Source organism: Cyanobium sp. Tous-M-B4, assembly GCF_024345395.1.
GTDB lineage: Bacteria > Cyanobacteriota > Cyanobacteriia > PCC-6307 > Cyanobiaceae > Cyanobium_A.
The window spans coordinates 325,529-351,560 of record NZ_JAGQBA010000003.1 but is presented as its reverse complement, the minus strand read 5'-3'; the positions used below and the strand labels follow the sequence as shown (position 1 = coordinate 351,560).

Here is a 26,032-nt window from a genome sequence, read left to right as displayed (position 1 = left end):
GCCCGATGACCTCCGCTACCTTCCCGCCCAGTCCTCCCGAAAACACCTCCTGGAGCCGTTACTTCGGCTTCAATACAGATGCCAAGGTGATTGGCATTCAGTACATCGTTACGGCCTTTTTCTTCTTTCTGATCGGTGGCCTGCTGGCCATGATAATTCGAGGAGAGCTGATTACACCCCCGGCTGATCTGGTGGATCGCACGGTGTACAACGGCATCTACACGATGCACGGAACAATCATGCTGTTCCTGTTCATCTTTCCGGTGCTGAATGGCCTCAACAACCTGCTGATCCCCACGATGATCGGCGCTCCAGATATGGCCTTTCCGCGGCTAAATGCGGTGGCCTTCTGGCTGGTGCCTATTTTCGGCGCCCTGTTGATCGGCAGCTTTTTCGTTCCTGGTGGGCCGGCCTATTCCGGCTGGTGGTCCTATCCACCGGTTAGCACCCAGAACCCGCTGGGCCACTTTATTAATGGCCAAGGCCTGTGGATCACAGCCGTGGCCCTTTCGGGGGTGTCCTCGATCATGGGAGCGATCAATTTCGTGACCACGATTCTGCGGATGCGCGCTCCTGGCATGGGCTTTTTCAGGATGCCCGTGTATTGCTGGACGGCTCTTGCAGCCCAAAGTCTGCAGTTGATCGGCCTGCCGGCCCTTACTGGTGGGGCGGTGATGTTGCTGATGGACCTCAGCTTTGGCACCAGCTTTTATCAGCCAGAGGGAGGTGGCGACCCAGTGCTTTATCAGCACTTTTTCTGGTTTTATTCTCACCCGGCCGTGTATGTGATCATTCTGCCGGTGTTTGGCATCTTCTCCGAGCTGTTTCCTGTCTATTCACGCAAGCCACTGTTTGGCTATGTCTACGTCTGCCTGGCCTCCTTCATCATCGTGGCACTGGGTTTAGTTGTGTGGGTGCACCACATGTTTCCCAGTGGGGTGGCGCAGTGGATGCGCAACTTCTTTATGTTTTCCACCATGCTGATTGCTGTGCCCACGGGGGTGAAGGTGTTTGCCTGGCTGGGCACCATTTGGCGCGGCAAACTGCGACTCACCACCCCGATGCTTTTTTGCCTGGGTGGTCTGTTCAACTTTGTATTTGCCGGCATCACCGGGATCATGCTTGCCACGGTGCCGGTCGATATTCACGTGTCGAACACCTATTTCGTGGTAGGCCACTTCCACTACGTGATCTATGGAGCAGCGGTGATGGGAATCTTTGCAGCTATCTATCACTGGTTTCCCAAATTTATTGGCCGCATGCCCTACGAGGGCCTTGGCAAGCTCCATTTCCTGCTCACCTTCATCGGTGCCAACCTCAATTTTCTGCCCATGCACCCCCTCGGTTTGATGGGTATGCCCCGGCGGGTTTCTAGCTACGACCCGGAATTTGCCTTCTGGAATGTGCTGGCCAGCCTGGGTGCCTTCCTGCTGGGAGTGTCGATTATTCCCTTCCTCCTCAACATGGTGAGTGCCTGGGTGCGGGGCCCGAAAGCCCCCCATAACCCCTGGAATGCCATTGGTCTTGAGTGGTTGTTGCCATCCCCGCCACCTGAAGACAACTTTGGTGAGCACGTGCCGACCGTGATTTCACGCCCCTATGGTTACGGCACTGGAGAGCCACTGGTTGAGCACCAGGCAGAGATTGAAAATCAGCTCACCCTTGAGGAGGCCAGGGCATGACTGCTACACCTCATTTGAACACTGAGCACCCGAAGCACAACCTCACTGGCTTCATCATCTTTCTCTGTTCTGAGAGTGTCATCTTTTTGGCATTCTTTAGTGGTTTTGCACTACTGAAAACCGCTGCGCTCAATTGGCTGCCCCCCGGTGTAGAAGGCCTCGAGTGGCGCACGCCCCTGCTCAACACGGTGGTATTGATTTCTAGTTCGGGCACGATCTGGCTGGCAGAGCGCTGCATGAGCAAGGGGAATCTGGTGGGCTTTCGGGCCTTCTGGTTACTCACCATGGCCCTTGGCGCCTATTTCCTCTACGGCCAAGCCGTTGAGTGGGGTGGTCTGCAGTTTGGCTTCACCAGTGGCGTATTCGGCGGCACCTTTTATCTACTTACCGGCTTCCACGGCTTGCATGTGGCCACGGGGGTGTTTTTGATGGGATTGATGCTGGTGAAATCTTTCATCCCCCAGAACTATGCGGGTGGAGAGCAGGGCGTTCAGGCCACCTCCCTGTTCTGGCATTTTGTGGATGTGATTTGGATCATCCTCTTCGTTCTCCTTTACGTCTGGCAGCGCAGCTGAGGAACCATCCATGATCATCGACGACAACCATTACGACGTAATTGTCATTGGCAGTGGGGCTGCCGGCGGCACCCTCGCCAATTCGCTTGCCTCATCAGGATTGGCAGTGCTGGTGCTGGAGCGGGGGGAACAGATGCCCCTTGCTGATCAGAACGTCGCCGATGTGGATTTGTTCCGCAAGGATCGCTACCACCCCAAGGAGCAATGGTTTGGCACCGACGGGGATCCCTTTTCTCCTCAGATGATCTACGCCCTAGGCGGCAACACCAAGATCTGGGGTGGGGTGCTCGAGCGGCTGAGGGAGCAGGAGTTCGCTGGCCTGCACTTACAGGGGGGGCAGGCTCCAGCCTGGGGCCTTAGCTACGGAGATTTCGAACCCTGGTACGACCAAGCTGAGGCCCTATATCGGGTGCATGGTCAGCGGGGCGTGGATCCCACCGAACCGCGAGCGGGCGCCGACTACGCCATGGCCCCCAAGCCCGTGGAGCCGTTCTTTGAGGAGTTGCGGCTGGCCTTGGTTCGCCAGGGGCTGAATCCCTATTCCCTGCCGCTGAGCTGGTCCCAGTCCAGCGCCGATCCCAGTGGTGATGCGGAGTTGTTTGGGGTGGACCCGGCCCGGGCATCCGCCACGGTGGTGGTGCGCACCGGAGCTGAGGTGCAACGTCTGCACGTCAACCCCAGCGGAACGGAGGTTCGGGGTGTGGAAGCGCGGCTGGATGGCCAGAGCTGGCTGTTTTTTGGTCATCAGGTGGTGCTAGCGGCAGGCGCCATCAACAGCGCCGCGATCCTGCTGCGTTCAGCGACCGACCGCCATCCGCGTGGCTTAGCAAACGGCTCCGACCAGGTGGGCCGCAACCTGATGAAGCTCCAGCTCACTTCGATTCTGCAGTTGGCCACTGAGGCCAACAGTGGCCGATATGGGCGTAGCTACGGCATTAACGACTACCTCTGGGGCGACAAGAATGTCTCCTTCCCCCTGGGTTCGATCCAGAACGGTGGCGGTGTTTTGCAGGATGCCCTGTTTGCCGAGTCGCCGCCGGTGCTGTCCCTGGTGACCAAGCTGCTGCCCAACTTCGGCCTTGAGCAGCTGGCCTCCCGTTCGATCAGCTGGTGGGCGATGAGTCCTGTGCTGCCCGACCCCCACAACCGCATCAGCCTGCTGGGTGATCGCATTCAGGTCACCTATCAGGCCAACAACCGCGAGGCCCATGATCGCCTCGTGTATCGCTGGATCGACACCCTTAAGGCGGTGGAGGCTGATCCGGATTGCCATGTGGTGAGGGAAGCCCCCACCCATCCCCGCGGTGAGGCGCCCCTATCGGCCATGGGCTACAGCTGCGGCACCTGCCGCATGGGAGTCAATCCGGCCACGTCGGTGGTGGATCTCGATGGCCGTAGCCATGAGGTGGCCAATCTCACCATCGTTGATGCCAGTACTTTCCCTGCCTGCCCGGCCATGGGCTTTGGTCTCACCGTGATCGCCAATGCCCTGCGCATTGCCGATGGTTTGGGGGCAGCACTGCGATGACCACAACTCCCGCTTTGACCAGCGACCCAGAAGTCGAGCGGATCAGCGAGCGCGATAAGGGTATGCAGCCCTGGAGCCTCTGGGGCAGCTACCTCCCCGATCGTCAATGGGGCACCGTCCGCGAGGATTATTCCGGCGATGGCGATGCCTGGCGCTCCTTTCCTCACGATCAGGCCAGGTCCCGCGTCTATCGCTGGGGCGAAGACGGTTTATTGGGGATCTGCGACGAAGAGTGCCGGCTCTGCTTCTCCCTGGCGATGTGGAATGGTGTGGATCCGGTCCTCAAGGAGCGGCCATTCGGCCTGGGTAATCCTGAAGGCAACCACGGTGAAGATCTCAAGGATTACTACTTCCACCTCGCCAACACCCCCACCCATAGCTTCATGCGGGGGCTCTACAAGTATCCGCAGGCTGAATTTCCATATCAGCACCTGGTGGATGAGAACGGGCGGCGCAGCCGCAGCGAGCCCGAATACGAGCTGGTCGATACGGGCATCTTTAATGACAGCCGCTACTTCGATGTTGTTGTTGAATACGCCAAGGCTGCAGCTACTGATCTGCTGATCCGCATTCGGGTCACCAACCGTGGGCCGGATCCAGCACCGCTTGCCCTATTACCCACTCTGTGGATGCGCAATACCTGGGGTTGGGGCTATCCCGATGAGTATCGGCAACCGATGACTCTTGAGGATGATCGTGTTGTCACCTCCGACTTGGCCAACCTCGGTGTCTATGAGCTGCTCTGCCGCGAGCAGGGCGAGTGGTTGTTTACCGATAATGAAACCAACCACCAGCATCTTTACGGCCAGCCTAATTCCACTCAATTTCAGAAGGATGGATTTCACCGTTATCTGATAGACGGGGAGATAGGCGCTATCAATCCTGCCCATACCGGCACTAAGGCAGCACGGCTGGTGCAGCGCACCCTCGCCCCGGATGAGGAGTGGTGCGTTGAGCTTCGCCTGCGGCAGAGGCCGCAGGCTGATACTTTGCTCTCGCAGGAGCCTGAATTTGGCGACTCATTTGATGCGCTCTTTAGCGCTCGAGAACAGGAGTGCCATCGCTTCTTTGAGGCTGTCCTGCCCGGGATCAATGGGGAGGATCGCCTGATCCACACCTCGGCTTTGGCCGGTTTGCTTTGGTGCAAGAAGTATTACGGCTGGAGTGTGTTGCGCTGGCTTGAGGGGGACCCTACCCAGCCAGCACCACCAGCAAACCGCTGGCATACCGAGACGGCCCAGTGGCAGCGGCTGCACGCCCACAACATCATCTCGATGCCGGATGCCTGGGAGTACCCCTATTTTTGCCAGTGGGACTTGATGTTCCATGCGGTTGCGTTTGCCATCGTGGATCCGGAGATGGCCAAGCAGCAGGCCATGTTGCTGCGCAGCCCCCACTTCACTGCCCCTAGTGCCCAGACCCCTGCCTACGAATGGGCTCTATCTGATCCCAATCCGCCGATCGGTGCCTGGGCTGCCATGCGCATCTATCAGATCGATCACAAATACAGCGGCAAGGCAGATCAGCCTTTCCTAAGGTCTGCCCTGCGCAAACTTCTACTCGAATACGGCTGGTGGGCTAACCGCAACGATCGCTCCGGCGACAATGTGTTTGAGGGTGGTTTCCTTGGTCTAGACAATATTGCGGTATTTGATCGCCGCTTTCCTCTCGAAGATGGCAGCCGCATCGAGCAGTGTGATGGCACGGCCTGGATGGCATCGCTGAGCCTCAACCTGCTGAACATTTCAGTGGAACTGAGCTGTGAGGAGCCAGAGTATGCCGATACCTGTGAGCGCTTTGTTTATGATTTTACCCAGCTTGCCCTCACCTTGAATGCACCATCAGATCGGGGATTCCTTAATTGGGACGATGACGACGGCTTCTATTACGACGTGATCAAGCGGCCTGATGGCACTACCGATTTCCTGCGCACTCGATCCCTTTCTGGCCTAGTTCCCCTGCTAGCGGTGGCCAGTTTTGATCGTGAAACAGTCGAGCGCCTCCCAGTGCTTGATGTGCTCAATAGTATGGCTTGGTTTGTGCACGAGCGCACCACATCTACCTGGCTAGAGCATCACCTTGGCCAGTGGCATAATGATCGTATTCTGTATACTCTGGTGCCTGAAGATCGGTTGCGTCGGATCTGTGAGCGGCTGTTCGACGAAGAGGAGTTTCTCTCGCCTTATGGCATTCGTTCTCTCTCTAAGGTCTATGGCGATCATCCTTATACCTTCACTGAGGGTGCTGACAGTCAGACCCTGGCCTACAGCCCCGCCGATAGCCCGGTGGCGATGTTCGGGGGTAACTCCAACTGGCGGGGCCCGGTGTGGATGCCGATTAATTTCTTGCTAATTGAGTCGCTGCAGAAGTTTGCCCATTACTACGGCGATAGCTTCAAGGTCGAGTTTCCCTCCCGCTCGGGCAACTGGTTAAATCTCTGGGAGGTGTCCCTGCAGCTTGAGAAGCGGCTAGTTGGGATCTTTAGGCGGGATGGATCTGGACGCCGTGCCTTCAATGGTGATGTAGAGCTTTTCCAGAGCGACCCCCACTGGCGCGATTTGCTCCTGTTCAACGAATATTTTCATGGCGATAATGGCCGAGGTGTTGGCGCATCGCACCAGACCGGCTGGAGTGCCATGGTTGCCAAAATGATCAACCAACTGAATCGTTATCCCTCTGGTTAACGCAAGGGACTGCCTGCTTCTTTTCTCGACTGCTCACTCTATTCAGCCATGGCCCATCCTTCTAATCGCACCGAGCTTCCTGGTCCTTCCCTGGCAATTTCGCCCATGCCCGCTGCTGCCCAGCTAAATGTGGCAGATGGGGCTCACTTCGATGTGGTGATTATCGGTAGTGGCGCCGGTGGTGGCACCCTGGCGCGTCACCTGGGTTCCAGTGGCTTGAACATTCTGGTGCTGGAGAGAGGCGACTGGCTGCCTCAGGAACCCCAGAACTGGGATGCCGCGGAAGTGTTCCAGAAGGGGCGTTACATCTCCAAAGACATCTGGCACGACAAGCACGGCAAACCTTTTCAGCCTGGTAGCCACTACTTCGTTGGTGGGGCAACGAAGATGTATGGAGCAGCTCACTTTCGCCTGCGCCAGCAGGATTTTGAGCAGCTGCAGCACTTTGATGGCATCTCGCCAGCCTGGCCCCTGCGCTACAGCGATTTCGAGCCCTACTACCAGAGGGCAGAAGAGCTATTTCATGTGCACGGTCAGCGAGGGGAAGACCCTACCGAGCCGCCTTGCAGTGGCCCCTATCCCCATCCACCGGTGGCCCATGAGCCGCGAATTCAGAAGCTAGTAGATGATTTGCGATTGGCCGGATTGCATCCCTTCCATGCCCCTACCGGGGTGATGCTGGATGAGGCCAACATGGCCTTTAGCCGTTGCCGCAGGTGCAATTGCTGCGATGGCTTTCCTTGTCTGGTGCATGCCAAATCCGATGCGGACGTGCTCGGCATGCGGCCGGCCCTGGCTGCTCCGAATGTGTCACTGCTGACTAGAGCCCACGTTCTGCAGTTGCTTACGGATGCTTCCGGGCGGACTGTGCAAGCGGTGAAGTTGGAGCGCGATGGTGAGCCCATGACCGTGCGCGGTGATGTGGTGGTGGTGAGCTGTGGGGCTGCAAACAGCGCCAGGTTGCTGTTGATGTCTGCCAATGACAAGCACCCGCGTGGGCTGGCCAACAGCTCCGATCAGGTGGGCCGCAACTACATGTTCCACAACAGCAAGGCGATGGTGGCCCTGGCCCACGAGCCCAACACCACCGTGTTCCAGAAGACGCTTTCGATCAACGATTGGTATCTGGGGGATGCCGATTTTGATTATCCGATGGGCAACATCCAGATGACGGGTAAGACCAACGGCACGATCATGAAGGGCTATGCGCCGCTCGAAACCTTCTTGATGCCCGGTTGGTCTATGGACAAAATCGCTGAGCACGCGATTGATTTCTGGATCTCTTCAGAAGATCTGCCCGACCCCAACAACCGGGTGACCATCGATGGCGAGGGCCAGATTCATCTGGACTACACGCCCAACAACCCAACCGCCGCCCAGCGGCTCTACGGCCGGCTCACCGGGATGCTGGACCAGCTCTATCTCAAGAAGCATTTGGTGGAGCGCCAGATTTATGTCAAGAACGCGATGGGTATTGCCGCCGTGGCGCACCAGGCCGGCACCTGTCGCTTCGGCGACGATCCGGCCACCTCGGTGCTCGACCTCAACTGCAAGGCCCACGACCTCGACAACCTTTACGTAGTCGATACCAGCTTCATGCCGACTATCGGCGCGGTGAATCCTTCCCTTACGGCAATCGCCAATGCCCTGCGGGTTGGCGATCATCTGCGCGAGCGTCTGGGTAAGTGAACCCAGGCTCAACTGAGCAGCGTTTTGAGTAGATCGGCGATCAGCAGGTTGTCGAGGGAGAACAGGCCGCCTCCGCAGCTGGCCAGCACCGCACACATCACCACATACATGGCGGCCTTCTCCCAGCTGGGGGGGTCCCCCACGCCCATCGGGCCGGCGTAATCACCGGGCGGAATCTGGTAGGGATCGGGGCCGATGAAGGGAAAGCCCGCCTTCAGCTCCACAACCACCGCGTAGGCCATCGACACCAGGATCGCCAGGGCCGCCAGGGGGGTGAGCAGCCCCGGGATCAGAGCGATACCGGCGCCCCACATCGAGAAGGCCGACAGAAAGCAGAGCCATTCGGGCGTTTGCATCGCCGTGGCCCAGGTTTTGAGATTGCGCAGCTTGGGCCAGCCGTGGCGGATGAAGCAGATCCCCAGGAACACCCGCATCACCAGGAGGGATGCCTGGGCCAGGGTGGAGGGTGCCGCCGGCACGAGCAGCTCCACCACGGTGATGTCCATCTGGTCTGGGCTGTATTTGGTGCGCTCAAGGTACCCGGATCTGTTTAATCCTGCACCAGTTGCAGTTGGTAGCCATCGGGGTCGGCCAGTTGCAGCGCCCGCTCACTGCCCACTAGAGGCGCCTGGACACCCAGCTCGATCACGCCGCCATGGAGCGGTTGGCCGCCGTAGGTCTGCGCGGCTGTGGCGATGCGATCCAGATCGGCAACCCGCAGCCGGATTTGCCAGTGGGCCAGATCCTGGGCCCCCTGATCCGCGGGCCTTGCTCTGCCGCTGTTGGGGGGCTGGTAGTTGAGGCATTCCACGCCGGCGCCTGTAGGGCAGCGGTGGCCGGTGATGCGCACCCGGGTGTCTTGGAGGCCATCGAGCCCATCCTGGGTAGGACCGCTGTTGACCCCATCGCCCCCCAGCTTCAACCCCAGCAGCCCGTCGTAAAAGCGGCAGCTGGGCGTGGTATCGGCCACGGAGATGGCGCTGTGGTCGATCCCCAGGAAGGGGGCACTGGCCGGCGCGGCTGCATGCCAGCGGGCCTCTCCCTTATCGGGGGGAAACTGCAGCAGCTCCAGGTTGTGGCCCTCCGGATCGCGGAACTTAAAGGCCTGGATGCCGGCGGCGGCGCTGTTCCATGCCGGCAGGGTCTGGGGGGCGGTGGACACCCCCACAAGGGAGCCGTTAGCAATCGCCTGGCGCGCCGGAGCGCTGGCGGCGTTCAGATCGTTCACCACGATGCAGATGTGTTGAAACCAGAGGTCGCAGCTGCGGGAATCGGCCGGGATCGGACGCCCAGGCCGCAGGCCCTCGCCCAGGCTCAGCACCTCGGTGAGCTCCAGGGTTTCGTCGCCTAGGTGCAGTCGCACCAGCTTCAGCCGGGAGCCGGGCAGGCCCACCAATTGGGCGTAGGGGCCGGCTTCCACCAGCAGGCTTTCGCCCCGCCTGAAGCCCAGAGTGGTTACGAAGAAATCGGCAGTCGTTTCAGCGTTGGCTGTGGTGAAGCCGATGCTGCTGATTTGGGGAGCTTGGTGAGCCATGGGGCGCAGGAGCTGTCGATCGTTAGGAGCCCAGGCCCTTGACACCAGCTGCGGCGATGCTGCTGTCGATCTCGGGTGTCATGCCAGACACGCCGATCGCCCCCAGGCAGCTGTCCTCCTGCAGCAGCGGCAGGCCACCGGCCATGGCGGCCGCTGGTTGTCCGAATAGCCCTGCCAGTTGCAGCAGCGCCGGCCGCTCTCCGTTGATGCTGGCCTCCAGGGCCGCGGTGGGCTTGCCGTTGAGGGCCGCCATGCGGGCCTTGGCGATGGCAGCCTCGGCGCTGGCTGGGCTGGATCCATCGCGGCGCTCGAGCAACAGCAGGTGGCCGCCAGCGTCGACGACGGCGATCGACACGCGCGCCTGGTGCTGGTCGGCCGCTAGGTGGCTGGCCGCCGCAATCGAGCGGCAGTCGGCAAGCTCTAGGTGGGGTTGGTGGCGCATCAGCTCCAGATGATTTTCGCTAGCCAAAGGTGTCCTTGGAGTTCAACGCCGGCAGCGGCGGCCTCCAGGTCGGCGTCCGAGAGTTTCAGGGTGGCTTCGGCCTGGTGCTGGACCAGCTCCACGCCGCTGAAGCCGTAGCCCATGGTCGCCCCCAGCTCAGCGATGGCGTTGAGGTTGGGGCAAGAGCTGAAGCGATCGAGCAGGCCTGGATCCCCCTTGACGGTTTTCAGAAAGGCTTCGAGTTGGTCGCGGGCCATGGTGGAGACGGCAATCAGGGCGCCTGGGCGCCGCGGGTGTTGGTGAACAGGGCGTAGATCGCCTTGGAGGCACAGAGAAATAGGCGGCTGTGGTGCCGATCGCCGAAGCAGAGGTTGGAAACTCGCTGGGGCACCAACACCTTGCCCAGTAGGGTGCCATCGGCGGCGACGCAGTGCACGCCATCGGCGGCACCGCACCAGAGGTTGCCCTGCTCGTCGACCCGGAAGCCGTCGGCCCAGCCTGGAGTGACCTTGTGGAAGATCTCCCCACCTGAGAGGCTGTGGCCGTCGGCAGCCACGTCGAACACCCGGATGTATTGGCGGGGGTCCGCTACACCAGGGGCGCCCGATTCAGCCACGTAAAGCTTGCGCTCATCCGGCGAGAAGGCCAGGCCGTTGGGACCGTCGAAGTCGCTGGCCATTGTCTCCACCGCCCCGGTTTTTGGGTCGAGGCGGTAGAGCGCCACGGGTTGCTCAGACTGCTGCCGGCCGCCCTCGTAGTCGTTTAGTAGCCCGTAGAGGGGATCGCTGAACCAGATCGAACCGTCGCTCTTCACCACAACGTCGTTGGGGGCGTTGAGACGCTTGCCATGGGCCTCGGTGGCCAGGGTGGTGACCGTGCCATCGGGCTCGAGGCGGGTGAGGCAGCGACTGGCGTGGTGGCAGGTGATCAGGCGGCCCTGGCGATCACGGGTTTGGCCGTTGCCGTAATCGGAGGGTTCACGGAACACGCTCACCCCGTGCTCGGGACTCCAGCGCATCGTGCGGTTGTTGGGGATGTCGTTGAACAGCAGGCAGTTGTGGTCGCCAAACCACACCGGACCTTCCACCCAGCGGAATCCCTCGGCCAGTAATTCCAGCTCGGCATTGAACAACACCAGCTCGTCAAAGCGACGGTCGAAGCTGACCGTGCACTCGGAGGGCTGGTTCACGAGAAGAACCCCGGCCGCACGCCGCGCCAGAGTTCGTCGTTGCGCTGGATGATCAGCTGCAGGCAGGGCTCTGCTCCTACCTGGGCAGAGAGATGGCCCTTGGCTCCTGAAGCAGTTGCTAGGCACTGCTGATCGCCGCCAAAGGAAAACTCACCAGGGCCGAAGATCTGTTTCTGGCCATCCATGCTCTCCACCGACCAGCTGCCGCGCAGCACGTAGATCCATTTGGGAATGTGGTTTTCGTGCCAGTCCGCTGTCCAACCCACCGGCAGTTGGGTAAGGAAGGAATTTCCATCCTTGAATAGGTCCAGATTCCACTGGGGGGAGTCGTTTGGACCCAACACTCCCAGGGTCCAGGGGGCCATGCTGCAGAGCGTCTGGCGGCTAACTCCCCCGTCGTCGGTCCAGAGGTGCCAATAAGGGAGGACGGCGGGGCTATTGGTGTCAGTCATGGCTTTTGCTCCCACGGTGGTGGCTCAATCTTTAATCGCGATAGCGGAGATCTCCAGCTGGATGCCAAGCACCAAGGCGGAGACTTCCACCACCGCGCGCGACGGGTAGGACTGGGGATCAGTGAAGTATTCCTGCCACACGGCATCGACGGTATCGAGGCTGTTGATGTCGGTGAGATAGACCACGGCGCTCACCACATCTTTGGCGCTGAACCCCGCCTCCTCCAACACTGCCATCATGTTTTCCATCACCTGCCTGGCCTCCAGGGTGATGTCGCCATCTCCGACCTTCTCGCTAGTGGTCGGATCCACCGGCAGCTGACCGGTGATGAACAACATGTTCCCAGCCTGGAAGCCCTGGCTGTAGGAGGCCACGGGGGTGGGGAATCGATCGCTGTGAATCGCCCGTCTCACCAGCTGGGGCATGGCCAATGGTTGAAATTTTCCTCAACCTAATGATGTTGGCGCCCTTGTCATCCCCCAGCCCAGCCAATACCAGTGGGCACGGGGTGTTGCAGATCGCAGCGAGATTGGCCCCATCTGCTTACCCTGCTCCCAGTTGGCTTTCTTCCCGTCCCCATGACCACAAGTTCCCCATCCGTTTCAGCGCCCAGCACCAATCCCCTCGCCGGAAAAGCCCTGTCCAGCTTTCTGCAGGGCAAGGTGGCAATTGTTACTGGTGGTAACAGTGGTATCGGTAAGGCGATTGTTGAAAACTTGGCTGAACTTGGAGCCAAGGTGGTGATCGACTATCGCTCTCACCCTGAGGCTACCGAAGAGCTGGAGCGGGAGATTGGTAGCTATGGCGGCAGCAGCTACGGTGTTCATGCCGATGTGTCGAATCTCGATGATCTGCAGCGTCTGGTGCAGGCTGCTGTGGACAAATATGGTCGCCTCGATGTGATGGTGAACAATGCAGGTGTTGAGACTCGCACCTCAATCCTCAACACCACCCCCGATGATTTTGACAAGGTGTTAGATGTAAATTTGCGGGGTGTATTCTTTGCCTGTCAGTATGCCGCTAAACAGATGATCGCCCAGGGTGGCGGTGGCCGGATCATCAACATCTCCTCGGTGCATGAGGACTGGCCGATGCCTGAGAACACTCCCTACTGCTGCGCCAAGGGAGGGGTGCGCATGCTCACCCGCACCGCTGGACTGGAGCTGGCCTCCCATGGCATCACGATGGTGAATGTGGGCCCAGGCGCCGTGGCTACACCGATCAACGACTCCACCATGAACAACCCGGAGTTGCTGGCCAAGCTCAACGCCGCCATTCCCCTGGGCCGCATGGCCCAACCCGAGGAGATTGCCAGGGTGGTGGGCTTCCTGGCCAGCGATGCCGCTAGCTACATCACGGCCACAACTATTTTTGCTGACGGCGGCATCATGCAGAGCAGCCCCGGGCTCTAGGCACTTCGGGGCTGCGAGTGCTGCCATGCGCATCACCTCGGAGGAGATCATTCGTCTGCGCGGGCGCCACCGCGGTTATTGGCTGACATTGGCCACTGAAGTGGCCCTGCTGTTGCTGCTGCCGGTGGCCCAGACCCAGATCTGGCTGTTGGCGGTTCTGCTGATCCTGCTGGCGTTGGTGTTGATGTTGTTCGTCAGCCGCTATTCGCCCCTCCGCAAAACTCGCCCGCTGATTTATGGCCTGGGCGGGTTGGCGATCGCTCTTGAATTGATCTGGCACCTGGCACTCAGCCTCTGGCCAGCGGTGGGGCGGGCGCTCACCATTCCCCATGTGATCGTCTGGCTGGTCTTTCTGTCGCTTGCTGTGCTCCGCAAGGTGAAGACCCTCACCCGGGAGCCCTTTGTCACCGTCTCGGTGGTGATGGGTGCCGCTTCTGGCTACCTGCTGGTTGGTATGGCAGGTGGGTTGCTGCTCACCGCCCTCTGGGTGCTTGATCCCTCCGCCTTCGACCTGACGGCCCTGCCGGCAGTGGGATCCACGGCGGCGCTGCCCAATGTGTCGGTGGCGCCTGCGCTGATGGCCGCCTCCTTCACCATGCTCACCACCATCGGCACCACGGTGCTCCAAACCAGCCATGTGGGCGGCCAGGTGGTGACCACGGTGATCACCGTGGTGGGCCAGCTCTATGTGGCCATTCTGATCGCCTTGATTCTTGGCCGTTTTCGCTGGCGCACATGATCAATCGACATCTGCTTTTTTATCGACACCGCTTCTACCGGCACCTCTTTTTGGTTGCTACTGGTGTGGTCGCCTCCATGGCGGTGCCGTTCCCGATTCATCGGATCGGGGCCCTCGGTACGGTCGCTTTGATGGTTCTGCTGTCGGTTGAGCTTGGCGGGCCAATTGGTGCCCATCAGAGCCGAAGCCGCTGGTTTGACAGCGTCTACCGCAGGCTTGGCGTGCTGACCCTGCTGTTCCAGCTGCTCTGGATGAGCAGTCCCCGCGATTTCGCCTTTATGGGGTTTGCCGTTCTCCTGGCCACAACGGCCTTTATTTTTTGGAGCCTGAAGCGACTCCTGATCTGCCTGGCTCAGGAAACCCAGATCCGCATGGCCGTGCTCGGCGGAGCGGTGGCTGGGTATCTACTACTGGGAATCAGCGGTGGTTTGCTGTTCGGAGCCCTGGAGACCCTGGCTCCCGGCAGCTTCATCAACCAGGCCGATGGAGGACGGGAACTGCTGCTGGCTGGCATGGGAACTGATTCAGTGGCACTGCGGATCTGGGACCTTGATTTCACCCGTATCCACTACTTCGCCTTCGTCAGTCTCACCACCGTGGGCTACGGCGACATAATCCCCGCCCTGCCACCTTCCCAGATGGCCAGTGTGGCCTTGAGCATCTCTGGGCCGCTGTATCTAGCCATCGTGATGGGCTTGCTGATCAGTCGTTACACCCTGCAGGCAGAGCAGCAGGTCAAGGAGCGCTCAGCGGCTTCTCCAGGCCCACCTCCACATTCAGGTGCTGATTTGGGCGACCGGTGATCAGCATCGAGGCCCGCTGGCGAGTGGCAATCGCCCACAACCACTTGATGAGCAGAGTCAGCCGATTTTCAATGGCGGGCATGAACATCAAGTGGGCAAGGCCCCAGAGGATCCAGCCCGGCAGGCCGCTTACCTTGAGGCCGCGCAGGTCGGCGACGGCGTGCAGCGGACCAAGCACCGCCATGGTGCCGAAATCGGTGAACTGGAAGGCTTTGTGGGCGCGGCCTTCAATTTTGGCCACTATGTCGGCCGCCACCCAGCCGCCCATTTGCACTGCGGGCCCGGCCATGCCCGCCAGGGGTTTGCCATCGCTGGTGTGGCTGTAGGAGCAGAGGTCGCCGATGACGCGGATCTCTGGATGGCCTGGAATCGAGAAGTCGGGCTCCACCACCACCCGTCCGCCCCGGTCGACGCTGCAACCGCTGGCATCGGCCAGCACCTGGCCCAGATGGGAGGCCTTCACGCCGGCGGTCCAGCAGATGGTGGCGGCTTCCAGGGTGCGGGTACCTTCGCTGGTGTTAACAACCACTTTCTCCGCTTCAATTGTCTGAACCCGTCCACCTAGCAGTAGCTCTACCCCTGCGGACTGCAGATAGCTGCCGGCGGCGGCCGAGAGGCTGGGGTCCATGGCTCGCAGCACTCGATCGCCAGGATCGACCAGGGTCACCTTGCATTGCTTTGGATCGAGTTGTTTGAAGTCGCGGCCGAGGGCATGGGCCATCAGCTCCATCAGGGAGCCGGAGAGTTCGCAGCCCGAGGGGCCGCCCCCCACCACCACCGCTGACTGCAGAAAGGCCCGCCGCGCCGGATCGGGGGTCTGTTCTGCTTCTTCCAGGGCCAGCAGCACGCGCCGGCGGATCTCATCGGCGTGCTCGAGAATCTTCATCGGTGGCGCCGCTTCGCGCCATTCGTCGTGGCCGAAGTAACTGCTGCCGGAGCCCGCCGCCAGGATTAGGTGGTCATAGCCGTAGCGGCGCTCGTTAAACACGATCTGCCGAGCCGCGGTGTCAATTTCCCCCACTTCACCCAGCAGCACCTGCACATTGGGGGCCTGCCCCACCAGCTGACGCAGCGGTGAGGCCACATCGCCCTCCGCAACCAGCCCTGTCGCTACCTGATAAAGCAGGGGTTGGAACAGGCTGAAGTTGCGTTTATCGATCAGGGTGACGCGCACCGGCTTGCCAATCAGGGCATGGCAGGCCTTGAGTCCGGCGAAGCCCCCGCCAACCACCACCACGTGGGGCAGGCTTTTGAGACTGCTATCTGGTGGATCTAGCTCAAGGAAGAAGCGTTCGCGGGCCATTGCTGCCTTAACACTCGCCTCAACGTATCGAGCCCGCCATGGTTTGGCCTGCTAGTAGTGGCTCTGGTTGCTGAGTCGGTCATGTCTGTTGCGTCTATCCAGGCCTTTGTGGCCCGCGTTGCTGGTGATGCCGCCCTCCGCGACAAGCTGCATGCCGCTGCCGGGGTAGACGACATCGTGGCCATGGCGGCGGAGCATGGACATGCCATCGATAAGACAGTGCTGCTGCGTGAGCACGCCAAGGCCTTGGGCAGCGCCAAGGACCACGAGCTAGCGGCAATCAACAGCTGGGGCGATGCCCTAATGCATTGCTTTGGAGCTACCGAGAACGACTGAGCTGCAGCTGCTGAGTTCGCCCCTGCTCAGTTCGCCCCTAGATAGGAAGCCTGGAGGCTGTCGTCGGCCAGGAGTTGTTCGGCGCTGCCGCCGGCGCTGATGCTGCCCGCCTCCAAAACCAGGCCCCGATCGGCAATGGTCAGGGCTGCCTGGGCGTTTTGCTCTACGAGCAAAATGGTGAGCCCATCTCGGTGCAGCTGGGCCAGGGCGGCCATCACCTCGGCTACGAGCCGGGGCGCTAATCCCAGACTCGGCTCATCCAGCATCAACAGGGTGGGCCTGGCCATCAGGGAGCGGCTGATGGCCAGCATCTGCTGCTCGCCGCCGGAAAGGGAGCCGGCCAGCTGATTGCGGCGCTCGGCCAGGCGGGGAAATAGGGCGTAGCAGCGCTCCAGATCTCTGGCGATTGCGGCTTTGTCCCGGCGCAACCAGGCGCCTAGGGCCAGGTTGTCGGCTACCGACTGGCGGCTGAGCACCCGGCGACCTTCCGGGCAGTGGCTGATCTCCAGCTTCACGGTGCGCTCGGTGCGCAGGCGATTGATCAAGCCGCCATGCCAGAGGATCTCGCCGCCGGCGGGGTGAATCAGGCCGGAGATAGCCCGCAGGGTGGTGCTTTTACCGGCGCCATTGGCTCCCAGCAGGGTCACCAGCTCGCCGGCTTGCACCGTCAAATTGATGCCATGCAGGGCCGTGATGCTGCCGTAGCGCACCACCAGGTTGCGAAGCTCCAGCAGGGGCGCTTGGGGGCCGTTCATGCGCCACCGCCCAGATAGGCCTCGATCACGGCCGGATCGCGCCGCACCTGCTCGGGGCTGCCCAGGGCGATGCGTTGGCCGAAGTTGAGCACTGCCAGCCGGTCGCACAGGCCCAACATCAAGGGCACATGGTGCTCAATGATCAGCACCGTCAGCTTGAACTGGTCCCGGATGCGCCGGATCAGCTCCCGCAGCTCATCTTTTTCTGCGGGGTTCATGCCAGCGGCCGGCTCATCGAGCAGTAGCAGCTGGGGACGGCTGGCCAGGGCCCGGGCCATCTCCAGGCGGCGCCGGTCTCCGTAGGAAAGGCTGGCCGCGTTTTGGTGGGCAGCAGCTTCGAGCTGGAATAAGGCAAGCAGCTTTAGAGCCTGTTGATGCAGCTGGGCTTCGCGGCGGCGAAAGGACTGGGTTTGCAGCAGGGCCGCTAGGGGCGGCTGACGGCCGTGCTGATGCAGGCCCACGAGCACATTTTCCAGGCAGCTCATGCTGCTGAACAAGCGCAGATTTTGGAAGGTGCGCGCGATGCCGAGACGGGCAATGCGGTGGTTGCTGAGGCCAGCAAGGCTTGCCCCCCGCCAGCTCACGCTGCCGCTGCTGGCGGGGGTGAGGCCAGAGATCACGTTGAACAGGGTGGTCTTGCCGGCACCATTGGGGCCCAGTAGGCCAAAAATCTCGCCCTGCTGCACCTCTAAATCGACACCCTGCAAGGCCTGCAGGCCACCGAAGCGCACCCCCACATTCTCAACCTGAAGCAGGCTCATGGCCTTTCCCCCTGCGCTGCTGGGGTGGGTGGGCGCCGCATTATTCGCTTGAGTGTCTTAAACAGCTCAGGGGTGATCACTCCTTGGGGAAAGAACAGGGGACCGACCAGAATCACAGCGCCAAAGACAATCAAGCGCAGGTCGCCGACCGGACGCAGCAGTTCTGGTAGGGCGGTGAGCAGCAGGCCACCAAACACCGGCCCCAGCCAGGTGCGCGAGCCGCCGAACACCACGAACGCCAGGGTGGTGATGCTGGCGTCGAAGTTGCCCAGTTTGGCGTTCCAGGAGTTGAGGAAGTGGGCTGCCACAACGCCGGTGATCCCCGCAACCAGGGCGCTCAGCACAAAGGCAAGCAGCTTGCTGTCGGCGGTGTTGATGCCCTGGCTGGCGGCGGCCAGTTCGTCGTCGCGGATGGCGGCCATGGCCCGGCCAGGCCTGGTCTTTTCGAGCCGGTCGCATAGCCAGCAGATCAGCGCCAGCAGCGCCAGGGTGAAGGCGGCGTAGCCAGCGGCGCTATCAAAGGGCTGGGGGATGCCGAAGATGCCCAGGGCTCCGCCGGTGAACTCCAGGTTGAGGGTGACAACCCGCAGGATCTCGACCAGGGCGATCGTGGCGATGGCTAAGTAGATGCCCCGCAGCTGCAGCACCACCCGGCCCAGGCCCAGGGCCAGCACGCCGGTGAGCAGGGCTGCTAGCGCCATCTCCAGCAAAACTGAAGTGATCGGGTAGGTGCTGCCGCTGCCGGCTAGGGCGGGCACCCGGGTAGAGAGCAGGGCTGCCACAGTGCCGCCAATGGCGAAGAAGCCCGGGGTGGCCAGGGAGAGCTGGCCGCAGCGCAGGGGCAGGTACACCGATAGGCCCAGCAGGGCCCCCAGCAGCATTTGCTCGAGCAGGCCGGCATCCATGCTGATCACACCTTGTTGGGCTGGGGGCGGCCCAGCAGACCCTGGGGCCTGATCAACAGCACCAGGAACAGGAAGCCAAAGGAGACCGCATCTTTGTAGCCCGATAGCTCGGCCGGCACGCAGGCCTCGGCCAGGCCGATGATCAAGCCGCCCAGCACGGCGCCAGGCACGCTGCCGAGCCCGCCTAGCACCAGCACCCCCAGCCCCTTGAGCCCGTAGCCAATGCCGAAGTAAGGCCCGGCGATGCTGACGCTCAACCCCACCAGGCCGCCGGCCACACCGGCCAGGAAGCCGCTGATGCCGAAGGCGATCTGGATCATGCGGCCGCTGTTGATGCCAAGCAGCTGGGCGGTCACCGGGTCTTCGGAAACGGCCTGCAGCGCCTTGCCGCTGCGGCTGCCGTCTATCCAGATCGAAAGGGCTGCCAGCAGCAGGCCGGCGATGGCCAGCAGGATCACCTGCACGGTGCGCACCTTGGCACCGGCGATGCTCAGCGCCGCCGGCAGGGAGCCAAGGGTGCCCACCGGAATCGAATAGCTCTCGGCTCCCACCAGCAGCTGGATCAGGTTCACCAAAATCACCCCGGCCCCCAGGCTGGTGATCAGGGCCAGCAGGGGATCGGAGCCTCGATCGCGCAGGGGGCTAAAGGCGATGCGCTCCACCACCAAGGCCACGGCGGCGGCGGCCATGCCCGCCACTGGTAGGGCCAGCCAGAAGGGCAGGGCAAAGGGGAGCTGCAGGCCGGCCAACAAACCATTGGCACCCACCGCGCCACCAATCAGCAGATAGGTGAAGTAAGCACCCAGGGTGAAGATCGCCCCGTGGGCGAAGTTGATCACCCCCAGCACTGAAAACACCAAGGTGTAGCCAAGGGCAAACAGGGCGTAAACAGCTCCTACCGAGAGCCCGTTGAACAGCAGTTGCAGCAGGCCTTCCATGCCGCTCCCCTAGGGCAGCAGGCTAAAGCGACCGCTTTTGCCCCCAGCATTCATGCGCACCTGGGCGACGAAGAAGTTTTTCTGGATCACCTCGCCCTCGGGGGTGAAGCGGATTTCACCAAGGGGTGTTTGGTAGGTGCCGCCGAGGATTTCATCCATCAAGGCCCGGCGCGCCTGGCTGACGCTGAGGCTCTTGAGCGGTTGGCTGCGATCGAGGCGAGCGAGCGCTTCGCCGATCACCTGCATGGCGGTGTAGGCCTGGGCGGTGAGCTGGGGTGGGATCGGGCTGACCTTGGGATTGCGGGCCTGGGCTGCAGCGAAGGCGGCAGTAAAACGCTGGTTGGCGGGCGTGGCCAGCTCCGGGCTGTAGGCCTGGGCGATCAAGATGCCGTCGCAATACTTCTGGCAGATCGGGTAGATGTTTGGCGTGTTCATGCCATTGCCCACCACGATCGCGCCGCGGTAGCCGAGCTCTCGCAACTGGCGGATCAGGTTGCCGCCATCCATGGCCTGCAGTGACAGCACCACCAGATCTGGCTTCTGATTGAGAGCGGCGGTGATCTGGCTCTGGAAGTCCTGGTCGTTGAGCTGGGTGCGTTGCACCGTGACTGGCTTGAGACCTTTGGCTGTGAGGGCCTGCTGGAAGATCACCGTCTCGGCGGTGCTGTACGCGTCGTCTTGGGCGTAAAACACCGCTGCCCGGCGGATGCTGGGGTTGAGTTGCAGGGCCTTGGCAATCGAGAGCGGCGCGATCACCGAGCTCTGGGCTGATACCCGGCTAATGAAATGACCGATCTCCGGAATGCCGGTGGCGGTATTAGATGGAGCCACCACGGGCACGCCCCGACGCTGGGCGATTGGATCTGCCGAAAAGGCTTGCTGGGAGAGGGTGGGGCCGATCAGGGCAAGCATGCCCCGGTTGATCTGCAAGGTGAAGGCAGCGTTGGCACTGGGCTCGGCGCTGCCCCCGTCTTCGATGCTCAGGGCGAGCGGTTTGCCATTAACTCCGCCGGCGCCATTGAGGGCTGCCAGGGCGAGCTCGATGCCGATTTTTTGGTCCTGGCCGTAAACGTTGGCATTGCCGGTGAGGGCCAAAACGGCCCCAACGGGAACGCCCTTGCTGAGATTCACCGGACCTTGATCGTCTGAGCCCTGGCAGGCGCTGAGTGCCGCTGCAGCAGAGATCAGGGCGGCCAGGCTGGAGGCAAGACGACGCTTCATGGGGGCTGGGCTCAGGCCACCGCTGCGAAGCACTCGCGGAAGGCGGCGATAGTGGCGTCGATGTCCGCGTCTGAGTGGGCCAGGGAGGTGAAGCCCGCCTCGAAGGCGCTTGGGGCCAGATAAACGCCGCGCTCAAGCATGGCGCGATGCAGTTTGCCGAAGCGAACCGTGTCAGCCGCCTTGGCATCCTCGAAGTTGCGCACCGGGCCATCGCAGAGGAAGAAGCCAAACATGGCGCTGATCGAGCCGCCGCAGATTGGTAGACCGGCGCTGCCGGCAGCATCAAGGATGCCGGCGACCAACCGCTTGGTGATCACCTCTAGCCGCTCGTAGGTGCCGGGCTGCTGGAGCAGCTGCAGGGTCTTGATGCCGGCAGTCATCGCCAGGGGATTGCCGCTGAGGGTACCGGCTTGATACATGGGACCGGCTGGAGCCACCATCGCCATGATGTCGGTTCGGCCGCCGTAGGCCCCCACGGGCAGGCCGCCACCAATCACCTTGCCCATGGTGGTGAGGTCGGGGGTGACGCCGAATTTGGCCTGGGCGCCGCCGTAGCTGATGCGGAAGCCGGTCATCACCTCGTCGAATACGAGCAGGGCGCCGTTCTCCTTGGTGAGCTCGCGGATGCCCTCGAGGAAGCCTGGCTCGGGGGTGATGAAGCCCGCATTGCCAACCACAGGCTCAAGAATCACGCCGGCAATTTCACCTGGGTTCTCGGCGAAGAGCTGCTTGACGGCTTCCAGGTCGTTGTAGGGGGCGGTGAGGGTGCTGGCGGCGGTGCTGCGGGGCACGCCCGGAGAATCGGGCAGCCCCAGGGTGGCCACCCCGGAGCCGGCCTTCACCAAAAACATGTCGGCGTGGCCGTGATAGCAGCCCTCGAACTTGATGATCTTTTCGCGGCCGGTGAAGGCGCGCATCAGGCGCAGCACCGACATGCAGGCCTCGGTTCCGCTGTTGACGAAGCGCACCATCTCCACGGATGGCACCGCGGCGATCACCATCTCGGCGAGGGTGTTCTCCAGGGCGCAGGGGGCGCCGAAGCTGGTGCCCTTGTCGAGGGCCTCGTGCAGGGCTGCGATCACCTCGGGGTGGGCATGGCCGCAGATGGCCGGCCCCCAGCTGCCGATGTAGTCGATGTAACGGTTGCCATCTACGTCCCAGGCGTAGGAGCCCTTGACCCGATCGAAGACGATCGGCTGGCCACCGACCGACTTAAACGCCCGCACCGGTGAGCTGACGCCCCCTGGCATCAAGCTCTGGGCAGCATTGAAGAGCTCCTGGGAGCGGCTGGTGTTGAGGGCAGAACCCGAGGCCGGAGCGGAGGTGGCAGCCGAGGTCAAAGCGGAACCCGCAGAGGGACAAAACCGTTAACCATCCTGACCCAAAACCTGCCCGTAGTGCTTGCTCGGTAAATTGGGTCTCTTGCGATGGGTCATCTGGGCATCAATTGGCCAGAGATAGAGCGGCAGTTACGTCAGTTCCTGCCACCCCGCGCCGTGGTGTCGGCGCGCCAGGAGCTGCTGGCCTACGACTGCGATGGCCTCACCCTGAGCCGGCACCAGCCGCCCCTGGTGGTGCTGCCTGAGACGACGGCCCAGGTGGCTGCCGCGGTAAAGCTCTGCCACCAGCAGGGGGTGCCGTTTGTGGCCCGGGGTAGTGGCACGGGCCTCTCCGGCGGCGCCTTAGCCGAGATCGAGTCCCTGGTGATCGCCACCAGCCGCATGCGCCAGGTGCTGGCCATAGATCTGGAAAACCAGCGCATCACGGTGCAGCCCGGTGTGATCAACAGCTGGGTGACGCGGGCGGTGGCCGGCGACGGCTTTTATTACGCCCCAGACCCTTCCAGCCAGGTGGCCTGCAGCATCGGCGGCAACGTGGCCGAAAATTCCGGTGGCGTGCACTGCCTCAAGTACGGCGTGACCAGCAACCACGTGCTGGGCCTGGAGGTGGTGCTGCCAGATGGCAGCGTTACCCGCCTTGGCAGCGAGCTCGACGAAACTCCCGAACTCGATCTGCGGGGCGCATTTATAGGCAGTGAGGGCACTTTGGGTATCGCTACGGCGATCACCCTGAGGCTGCTACGGGCGCCCCAGAGCGTGGCCGTGCTGCTGGCTGACTTCACCAGCATGGAAGCGGCCGGCGAGGCGGTGCGTCAGGTGACTGCGGCCGGCTTGCTGCCTGCTGGCATGGAAATGATGGATCGCCTCACGATCGAGGCGGTGAACGACTACTTCGGCGTTGATGAATACCCCCGCGATGCGGCGGCGCTGCTGTTGATCGAGCTGGATGGTCAGGAGGGGGAGGTCGCCGCGGCGGTGCAGCTCGCCACCCAGCTCTGCTCCCAGGCGGGTGCCCGCACCGTGCGCCAGGCCACCGACGCTCAGGAGCGCGCCCTGCTCTGGAAAGGGCGCAAATCGGCCGTATCAGCCTTGGGTCGCCGCTTTCCCAGCTACTACCTCCAGGACGGCGTAGTGCCCCGCAGTGCCCTGCCGCGGGTGCTTGCGGCGATTGAGCAGCTCAGCGCCAGCTACGGCTTGCCGGTGGCCAATGTTTTTCATGCCGGCGACGGCAATCTGCACCCCCTGATCCTTTATTCGGCCCAGGAGCCCGGCATCGAGGAGCGGGTGAAGGCCCTGGGCGCAGATATTTTGCGGCTGTGTGTGGATGAGGGGGGCAGCATCAGTGGCGAGCACGGCGTGGGTAGCGATAAGCGCTGCTACCTCGACTGGATGTACAGCCCCGAGGACCTGGCCACGATGCAGCTGGTGCGCCGGGCCTTCGATCCGCTGAATCTTGCTAATCCCGGCAAGATCTTCCCCACCCCAAGTAGTTGCGGCGAATCTGCCCGCAGGGTGGCGGTGCTGCAGTCCCAGGGCCAGGCGCTGCCCGATGACGCGGTGGTGTTTTAACCGGGCTTAGTTCCAGTCGTCGGCTTCAGGCGGCCACACCAGATTCACCACCACCGGGGCGTGGTCGCTGGGCTGCTCATTGCCGCGGGTGGCCTTGTGGATCACGCAGCTGGTGGCGCAGGCGAGCAGTTGTTCGCAGAGGTAGATGTGGTCGATACGCCAGCCCCGGTCCCGGTCCCAGGCGTCGGTGCGGTAGTCCCACCAGCTCCAGTGCCCGGCCTCTGGCTCGAACACCCGAAACACGTCTGTGAGCCGCTCGCCCAGGAGCTGCTGCAGGCCTGAGCGCTCCGCTGCGCTGGCCATGATGCCGCCGCTGAGTCGTTCCGGATCGTGGATGTCGCGGGCCTCGGGGCCGATGTTGAAGTCGCCCACCATGCAGAGGGGATCTCCCTGGCGCTCTTGCTCCTCCAGGTAGCGCCGCAGGCAGGCCAACCACGCAAGTTTGTAGGCGTACTTTTCGCTCTTGAGCGAGCTGCCGTTGGGTACGTAGAGATTCAGCACCCGGATGCCGTCGATCAGGGCGCTGATCACCCGTTTCTGCTCGCTGAGATCGGCGGCTTCTTGCTCGGAGGGTAGTAGGGCCTCAAAGCCGATCTGCACGTCCTCGAGGGGCAGCAGGCTGAGGATGGCGACGCCGTTGTAGGCCTTCTGGCCGCTGATGGCCACCTCATAGCCCAAGGCCTCAAAGGCTTCACGCGGAAACAGTTCATCGGTCACCTTGGTTTCCTGCAGGCACAGCACCTCTGGGCGTTCCTGTTGCAGCCAGGCGAGCACCTGCTCGAGGCGGGTGCGCACCGAGTTGACGTTCCAGGTGGCGACTTTCATAGGTAGGGGGTCAGCAGGGAGGCGGCCGAAACCCACCCTGGGGAACGCACCTAGGATGGGACTTGGAGAGCATCCGAGTTCATAACCAATGGCCGCTGATAGTTCGCCACTTCCGCGCCCATGCTCTGCCAAGGCACTGGGATCGAATCCCCTTGGATGCAATTCCCTGAGATGCCTCGGCGCAACGCTTGCTTTGGCCGCTGGGGTTGCTTCTGTAGTTGGAGTTGCTCCGGTAGCTGGAGTTGGAGTGGCCCGGGCCCAGGAGAAGGGCTACGGCCAAACGATCAGCAGCCCCCAGCAGGAGCGGGAGCTCGATTACGGCACCGGAACCAATCGAGGTGGAACGGTGCTCGATTCCGCCAATCCGATCGACTTGATGAACAAGCTGCGCAAAGCCACTTCCATGGACGACGCCACTCCCCCTGGCGATGCGGTGGACGCGGCCCTCAGGGATTTCCACTCTCCGCCTGCAGCGCCGGCGTCGGCTTCCCCGGCGGCAACGGTGAAGGGTCCCTGAGCGGCGCCAAACCCCAGGCGGCGGCCACCTGATCCAGGCGCGGGTCGCTTGGGCCAGGTTTACGGGCGCGGGCTAGAGCCAGCGACTCCTGGGCTCCTTTGATGTCGCCGCGCTCCTGCTGCAGCATCGCCCGTGCCAGCAGGGGGCGTTGGTCGGTGGGGAATTCTGCGGCCAATTTGAGCAGCAGGGACTCGGCCTGGCCCGGCTGATTTCGCTTCTGCAGCAGGTTGGCAAGCAGCAGGCCGATCGGCAGGGCCTCCGGCTTCAGCTGGGGTTTGCTAGCCCTTTGCAGCGCCGCTTCCAGCTGGCTCTGGGCCTGGGCTCCACGCCCCATTTCAAGTTGCAGTAGGGCCATCAGTTGCAGGCCTTCGATCTGGTCGGGCCGCAGGTTGAGCAGTTGGCGCACCTCCCGCTCAGCGCCGCTGCGGTCCTGCTGGTCGCGGCGCAGCTCGGCTAGGAGCAGCCGCAGCGACCACTGCTGCGGTTGCTGGTCCGCTAGGCGCTCCAGCAGTGCTGTGGCCTCTGCTTTGCGGTCCAGAGCTACTAGTAGCTCCAGCAGCCGCTGCTGTTCGGCCTCGCTGGCCTCGCCCTGGTTGAGCCGCTGCTGCAGGGAGGAGGCCTGACGCTCCAGGGCCGTGCGGGAGGGATCGGATCCAGCCGAACCGCCCTGCAGCTGTCCCAGCCACCAGCCAGCGGCGATGCACAGCGCTCCAGCCCCCGCAATGGCGAGCCCAGTCCAGATCCCGGAACGGTTGGGAGCGGCGGGCATTGGCAAGCGGCCTGCGGTGGGCTGCCAGTCTGCCCTTTGTCCCTTTGCCCTGGGGGCACTTAA

General features: G+C 62.4%; 27 protein-coding genes. 11 read left to right on the top strand and 16 right to left on the bottom strand.

Translation table 11 applies throughout. The annotated features are described in order from the left end of the window. The first annotated feature begins 5 nt into the window (after window positions 1-5). The 5 genes from KBY73_RS08175 to KBY73_RS08155 all read left to right on the top strand — a co-directional run bounded on the left by KBY73_RS08175 (window position 6) and on the right by KBY73_RS08155 (window position 8,158). Window positions 6-1,682 carry a cbb3-type cytochrome c oxidase subunit I gene (locus tag KBY73_RS08175; protein ID WP_254936583.1) on the top strand — a complete coding sequence of 559 codons (1,677 nt, stop codon included), beginning with the start codon at window positions 6-8 and terminating at the stop codon, window positions 1,680-1,682. Continuing rightward, window positions 1,679-2,257 carry a heme-copper oxidase subunit III gene (locus tag KBY73_RS08170; protein WP_254936582.1) on the top strand — a complete coding sequence of 193 codons (579 nt, stop codon included), beginning with the start codon at window positions 1,679-1,681 and terminating at the stop codon, window positions 2,255-2,257. The genes KBY73_RS08175 and KBY73_RS08170 overlap by 4 nt, the downstream gene beginning before the upstream one ends. A 10-nt stretch (window positions 2,258-2,267) precedes the next feature. Then, a complete protein-coding gene (locus tag KBY73_RS08165) occupies window positions 2,268-3,785 on the top strand; it encodes a GMC oxidoreductase (protein WP_254936581.1) in 1,518 nt (505 codons plus the stop codon). Continuing rightward, window positions 3,782-6,469, top strand: coding sequence for an MGH1-like glycoside hydrolase domain-containing protein (locus KBY73_RS08160; RefSeq protein WP_254936580.1), 2,688 nt, complete (start codon window positions 3,782-3,784; stop codon window positions 6,467-6,469). Before KBY73_RS08165 ends, KBY73_RS08160 begins: the two co-directional genes overlap by 4 nt. A gap of 105 nt (window positions 6,470-6,574) precedes the next feature. Then, window positions 6,575-8,158, top strand: a complete 1,584-nt coding sequence (locus tag KBY73_RS08155) for a GMC family oxidoreductase (RefSeq protein ID WP_254936665.1) — start codon at window positions 6,575-6,577, stop codon at window positions 8,156-8,158. An 8-nt stretch (window positions 8,159-8,166) separates the two neighbouring features. Here KBY73_RS08155 and KBY73_RS08150 read toward each other — a convergent pair whose 3' ends face one another. The 7 genes from KBY73_RS08150 to KBY73_RS08120 are packed head-to-tail and all read right to left on the bottom strand — an operon-like array spanning window position 8,167 to window position 12,201. Then, a complete protein-coding gene (locus tag KBY73_RS08150; RefSeq protein WP_254936579.1) occupies window positions 8,167-8,664 on the bottom strand; it encodes a DoxX family protein in 498 nt (165 codons plus the stop codon). Between the two features lie 44 nt (window positions 8,665-8,708). After that, on the bottom strand, window positions 8,709-9,692 hold the full coding sequence (locus tag KBY73_RS08145; protein WP_254936578.1) for a VOC family protein: 984 nt from the start codon (window positions 9,690-9,692) through the stop codon (window positions 8,709-8,711). A gap of 22 nt (window positions 9,693-9,714) precedes the next feature. Then, the gene (locus tag KBY73_RS08140; RefSeq protein WP_254936577.1) at window positions 9,715-10,134 is read right to left on the bottom strand and encodes a heme-binding protein; all 420 of its coding nucleotides are present in this window, start codon (window positions 10,132-10,134) and stop codon (window positions 9,715-9,717) included. After that, the gene (locus KBY73_RS08135; protein WP_254936576.1) at window positions 10,134-10,391 is read right to left on the bottom strand and encodes a Nif11-like leader peptide family RiPP precursor; all 258 of its coding nucleotides are present in this window, start codon (window positions 10,389-10,391) and stop codon (window positions 10,134-10,136) included. The genes KBY73_RS08140 and KBY73_RS08135 overlap by 1 nt, the downstream gene beginning before the upstream one ends. Window positions 10,392-10,405: 14 nt before the next feature. After that, window positions 10,406-11,323, bottom strand: coding sequence for an SMP-30/gluconolactonase/LRE family protein (locus KBY73_RS08130; protein WP_254936575.1), 918 nt, complete (start codon window positions 11,321-11,323; stop codon window positions 10,406-10,408). Beyond that, the gene (locus KBY73_RS08125; RefSeq protein WP_254936574.1) at window positions 11,320-11,775 is read right to left on the bottom strand and encodes a cupin domain-containing protein; all 456 of its coding nucleotides are present in this window, start codon (window positions 11,773-11,775) and stop codon (window positions 11,320-11,322) included. Before KBY73_RS08125 ends, KBY73_RS08130 begins: the two co-directional genes overlap by 4 nt. Window positions 11,776-11,799: 24 nt before the next feature. Further along, entirely contained in the window at window positions 11,800-12,201 is a 402-nt protein-coding gene (locus tag KBY73_RS08120) for a Rid family detoxifying hydrolase (RefSeq protein WP_254936573.1), read from the bottom strand. A 153-nt stretch (window positions 12,202-12,354) separates the two neighbouring features. Here KBY73_RS08120 and KBY73_RS08115 point away from each other — a divergent pair, with 153 nt between their 5' ends. The 3 genes from KBY73_RS08115 to KBY73_RS08105 are packed head-to-tail and all read left to right on the top strand — an operon-like array spanning window position 12,355 to window position 14,730. Continuing rightward, window positions 12,355-13,188 carry an SDR family NAD(P)-dependent oxidoreductase gene (locus KBY73_RS08115; protein ID WP_254936572.1) on the top strand — a complete coding sequence of 278 codons (834 nt, stop codon included), beginning with the start codon at window positions 12,355-12,357 and terminating at the stop codon, window positions 13,186-13,188. A gap of 25 nt (window positions 13,189-13,213) precedes the next feature. After that, entirely contained in the window at window positions 13,214-13,927 is a 714-nt protein-coding gene (locus KBY73_RS08110; protein WP_254936571.1) for a hypothetical protein, read from the top strand. Then, entirely contained in the window at window positions 13,924-14,730 is an 807-nt protein-coding gene (locus KBY73_RS08105) for a potassium channel family protein (RefSeq protein ID WP_254936570.1), read from the top strand. The genes KBY73_RS08110 and KBY73_RS08105 overlap by 4 nt, the downstream gene beginning before the upstream one ends. Here the strand turns inward: KBY73_RS08105 and KBY73_RS08100 are convergent. Continuing rightward, window positions 14,663-16,033: an NAD(P)/FAD-dependent oxidoreductase gene (locus KBY73_RS08100; protein WP_254936569.1), complete on the bottom strand. Its 1,371-nt coding sequence runs from the start codon at window positions 16,031-16,033 to the stop codon at window positions 14,663-14,665. The two genes, KBY73_RS08105 and KBY73_RS08100, sit on opposite strands and share 68 nt — an antisense overlap. Before the next feature lie 81 nt (window positions 16,034-16,114). Here KBY73_RS08100 and KBY73_RS08095 point away from each other — a divergent pair, with 81 nt between their 5' ends. Further along, the gene (locus KBY73_RS08095; protein WP_254936568.1) at window positions 16,115-16,369 is read left to right on the top strand and encodes a Nif11-like leader peptide family natural product precursor; all 255 of its coding nucleotides are present in this window, start codon (window positions 16,115-16,117) and stop codon (window positions 16,367-16,369) included. Window positions 16,370-16,395: 26 nt separating this feature from the next. Here the strand turns inward: KBY73_RS08095 and KBY73_RS08090 are convergent, their stop codons facing one another. The 6 genes from KBY73_RS08090 to hemL are packed head-to-tail and all read right to left on the bottom strand — an operon-like array spanning window position 16,396 to window position 22,199. Next, entirely contained in the window at window positions 16,396-17,124 is a 729-nt protein-coding gene (locus KBY73_RS08090; protein WP_254936567.1) for an ABC transporter ATP-binding protein, read from the bottom strand. Beyond that, entirely contained in the window at window positions 17,121-17,885 is a 765-nt protein-coding gene (locus tag KBY73_RS08085; RefSeq protein ID WP_254936566.1) for an ABC transporter ATP-binding protein, read from the bottom strand. The genes KBY73_RS08090 and KBY73_RS08085 overlap by 4 nt, the downstream gene beginning before the upstream one ends. Next, complete coding sequence (locus tag KBY73_RS08080) at window positions 17,882-18,790, bottom strand: branched-chain amino acid ABC transporter permease (protein WP_254936664.1); 909 nt, start codon at window positions 18,788-18,790, stop codon at window positions 17,882-17,884. The genes KBY73_RS08085 and KBY73_RS08080 overlap by 4 nt, the downstream gene beginning before the upstream one ends. A 5-nt stretch (window positions 18,791-18,795) precedes the next feature. Beyond that, window positions 18,796-19,728: a branched-chain amino acid ABC transporter permease gene (locus tag KBY73_RS08075; RefSeq protein WP_254936565.1), complete on the bottom strand. Its 933-nt coding sequence runs from the start codon at window positions 19,726-19,728 to the stop codon at window positions 18,796-18,798. Window positions 19,729-19,737: 9 nt separating this feature from the next. Beyond that, window positions 19,738-20,949, bottom strand: coding sequence for an ABC transporter substrate-binding protein (locus KBY73_RS08070; protein WP_254936564.1), 1,212 nt, complete (start codon window positions 20,947-20,949; stop codon window positions 19,738-19,740). A gap of 11 nt (window positions 20,950-20,960) precedes the next feature. Continuing rightward, complete coding sequence (hemL, locus tag KBY73_RS08065; RefSeq protein WP_254936663.1) at window positions 20,961-22,199, bottom strand: glutamate-1-semialdehyde 2,1-aminomutase; 1,239 nt, start codon at window positions 22,197-22,199, stop codon at window positions 20,961-20,963. A 177-nt stretch (window positions 22,200-22,376) separates the two neighbouring features. On the opposite strand from hemL, the gene KBY73_RS08060 reads away from it, so the two are divergent. After that, on the top strand, window positions 22,377-23,858 hold the full coding sequence (locus tag KBY73_RS08060) for an FAD-linked oxidase C-terminal domain-containing protein (RefSeq protein WP_254936563.1): 1,482 nt from the start codon (window positions 22,377-22,379) through the stop codon (window positions 23,856-23,858). 6 nt (window positions 23,859-23,864) lie between these two features. Here the strand turns inward: KBY73_RS08060 and xth are convergent, their stop codons facing one another. Beyond that, window positions 23,865-24,683, bottom strand: coding sequence for an exodeoxyribonuclease III (gene xth / locus KBY73_RS08055; RefSeq protein WP_254936562.1), 819 nt, complete (start codon window positions 24,681-24,683; stop codon window positions 23,865-23,867). A gap of 193 nt (window positions 24,684-24,876) precedes the next feature. Here xth and KBY73_RS08050 point away from each other — a divergent pair, with 193 nt between their 5' ends. Next, window positions 24,877-25,200 carry a hypothetical protein gene (locus KBY73_RS08050; protein WP_254936561.1) on the top strand — a complete coding sequence of 108 codons (324 nt, stop codon included), beginning with the start codon at window positions 24,877-24,879 and terminating at the stop codon, window positions 25,198-25,200. Here KBY73_RS08050 and KBY73_RS08045 read toward each other — a convergent pair. Further along, window positions 25,130-25,969, bottom strand: coding sequence for a hypothetical protein (locus KBY73_RS08045; RefSeq protein ID WP_254936560.1), 840 nt, complete (start codon window positions 25,967-25,969; stop codon window positions 25,130-25,132). The genes KBY73_RS08050 and KBY73_RS08045 overlap by 71 nt on opposite strands. Window positions 25,970-26,032 lie beyond the last annotated feature (63 nt).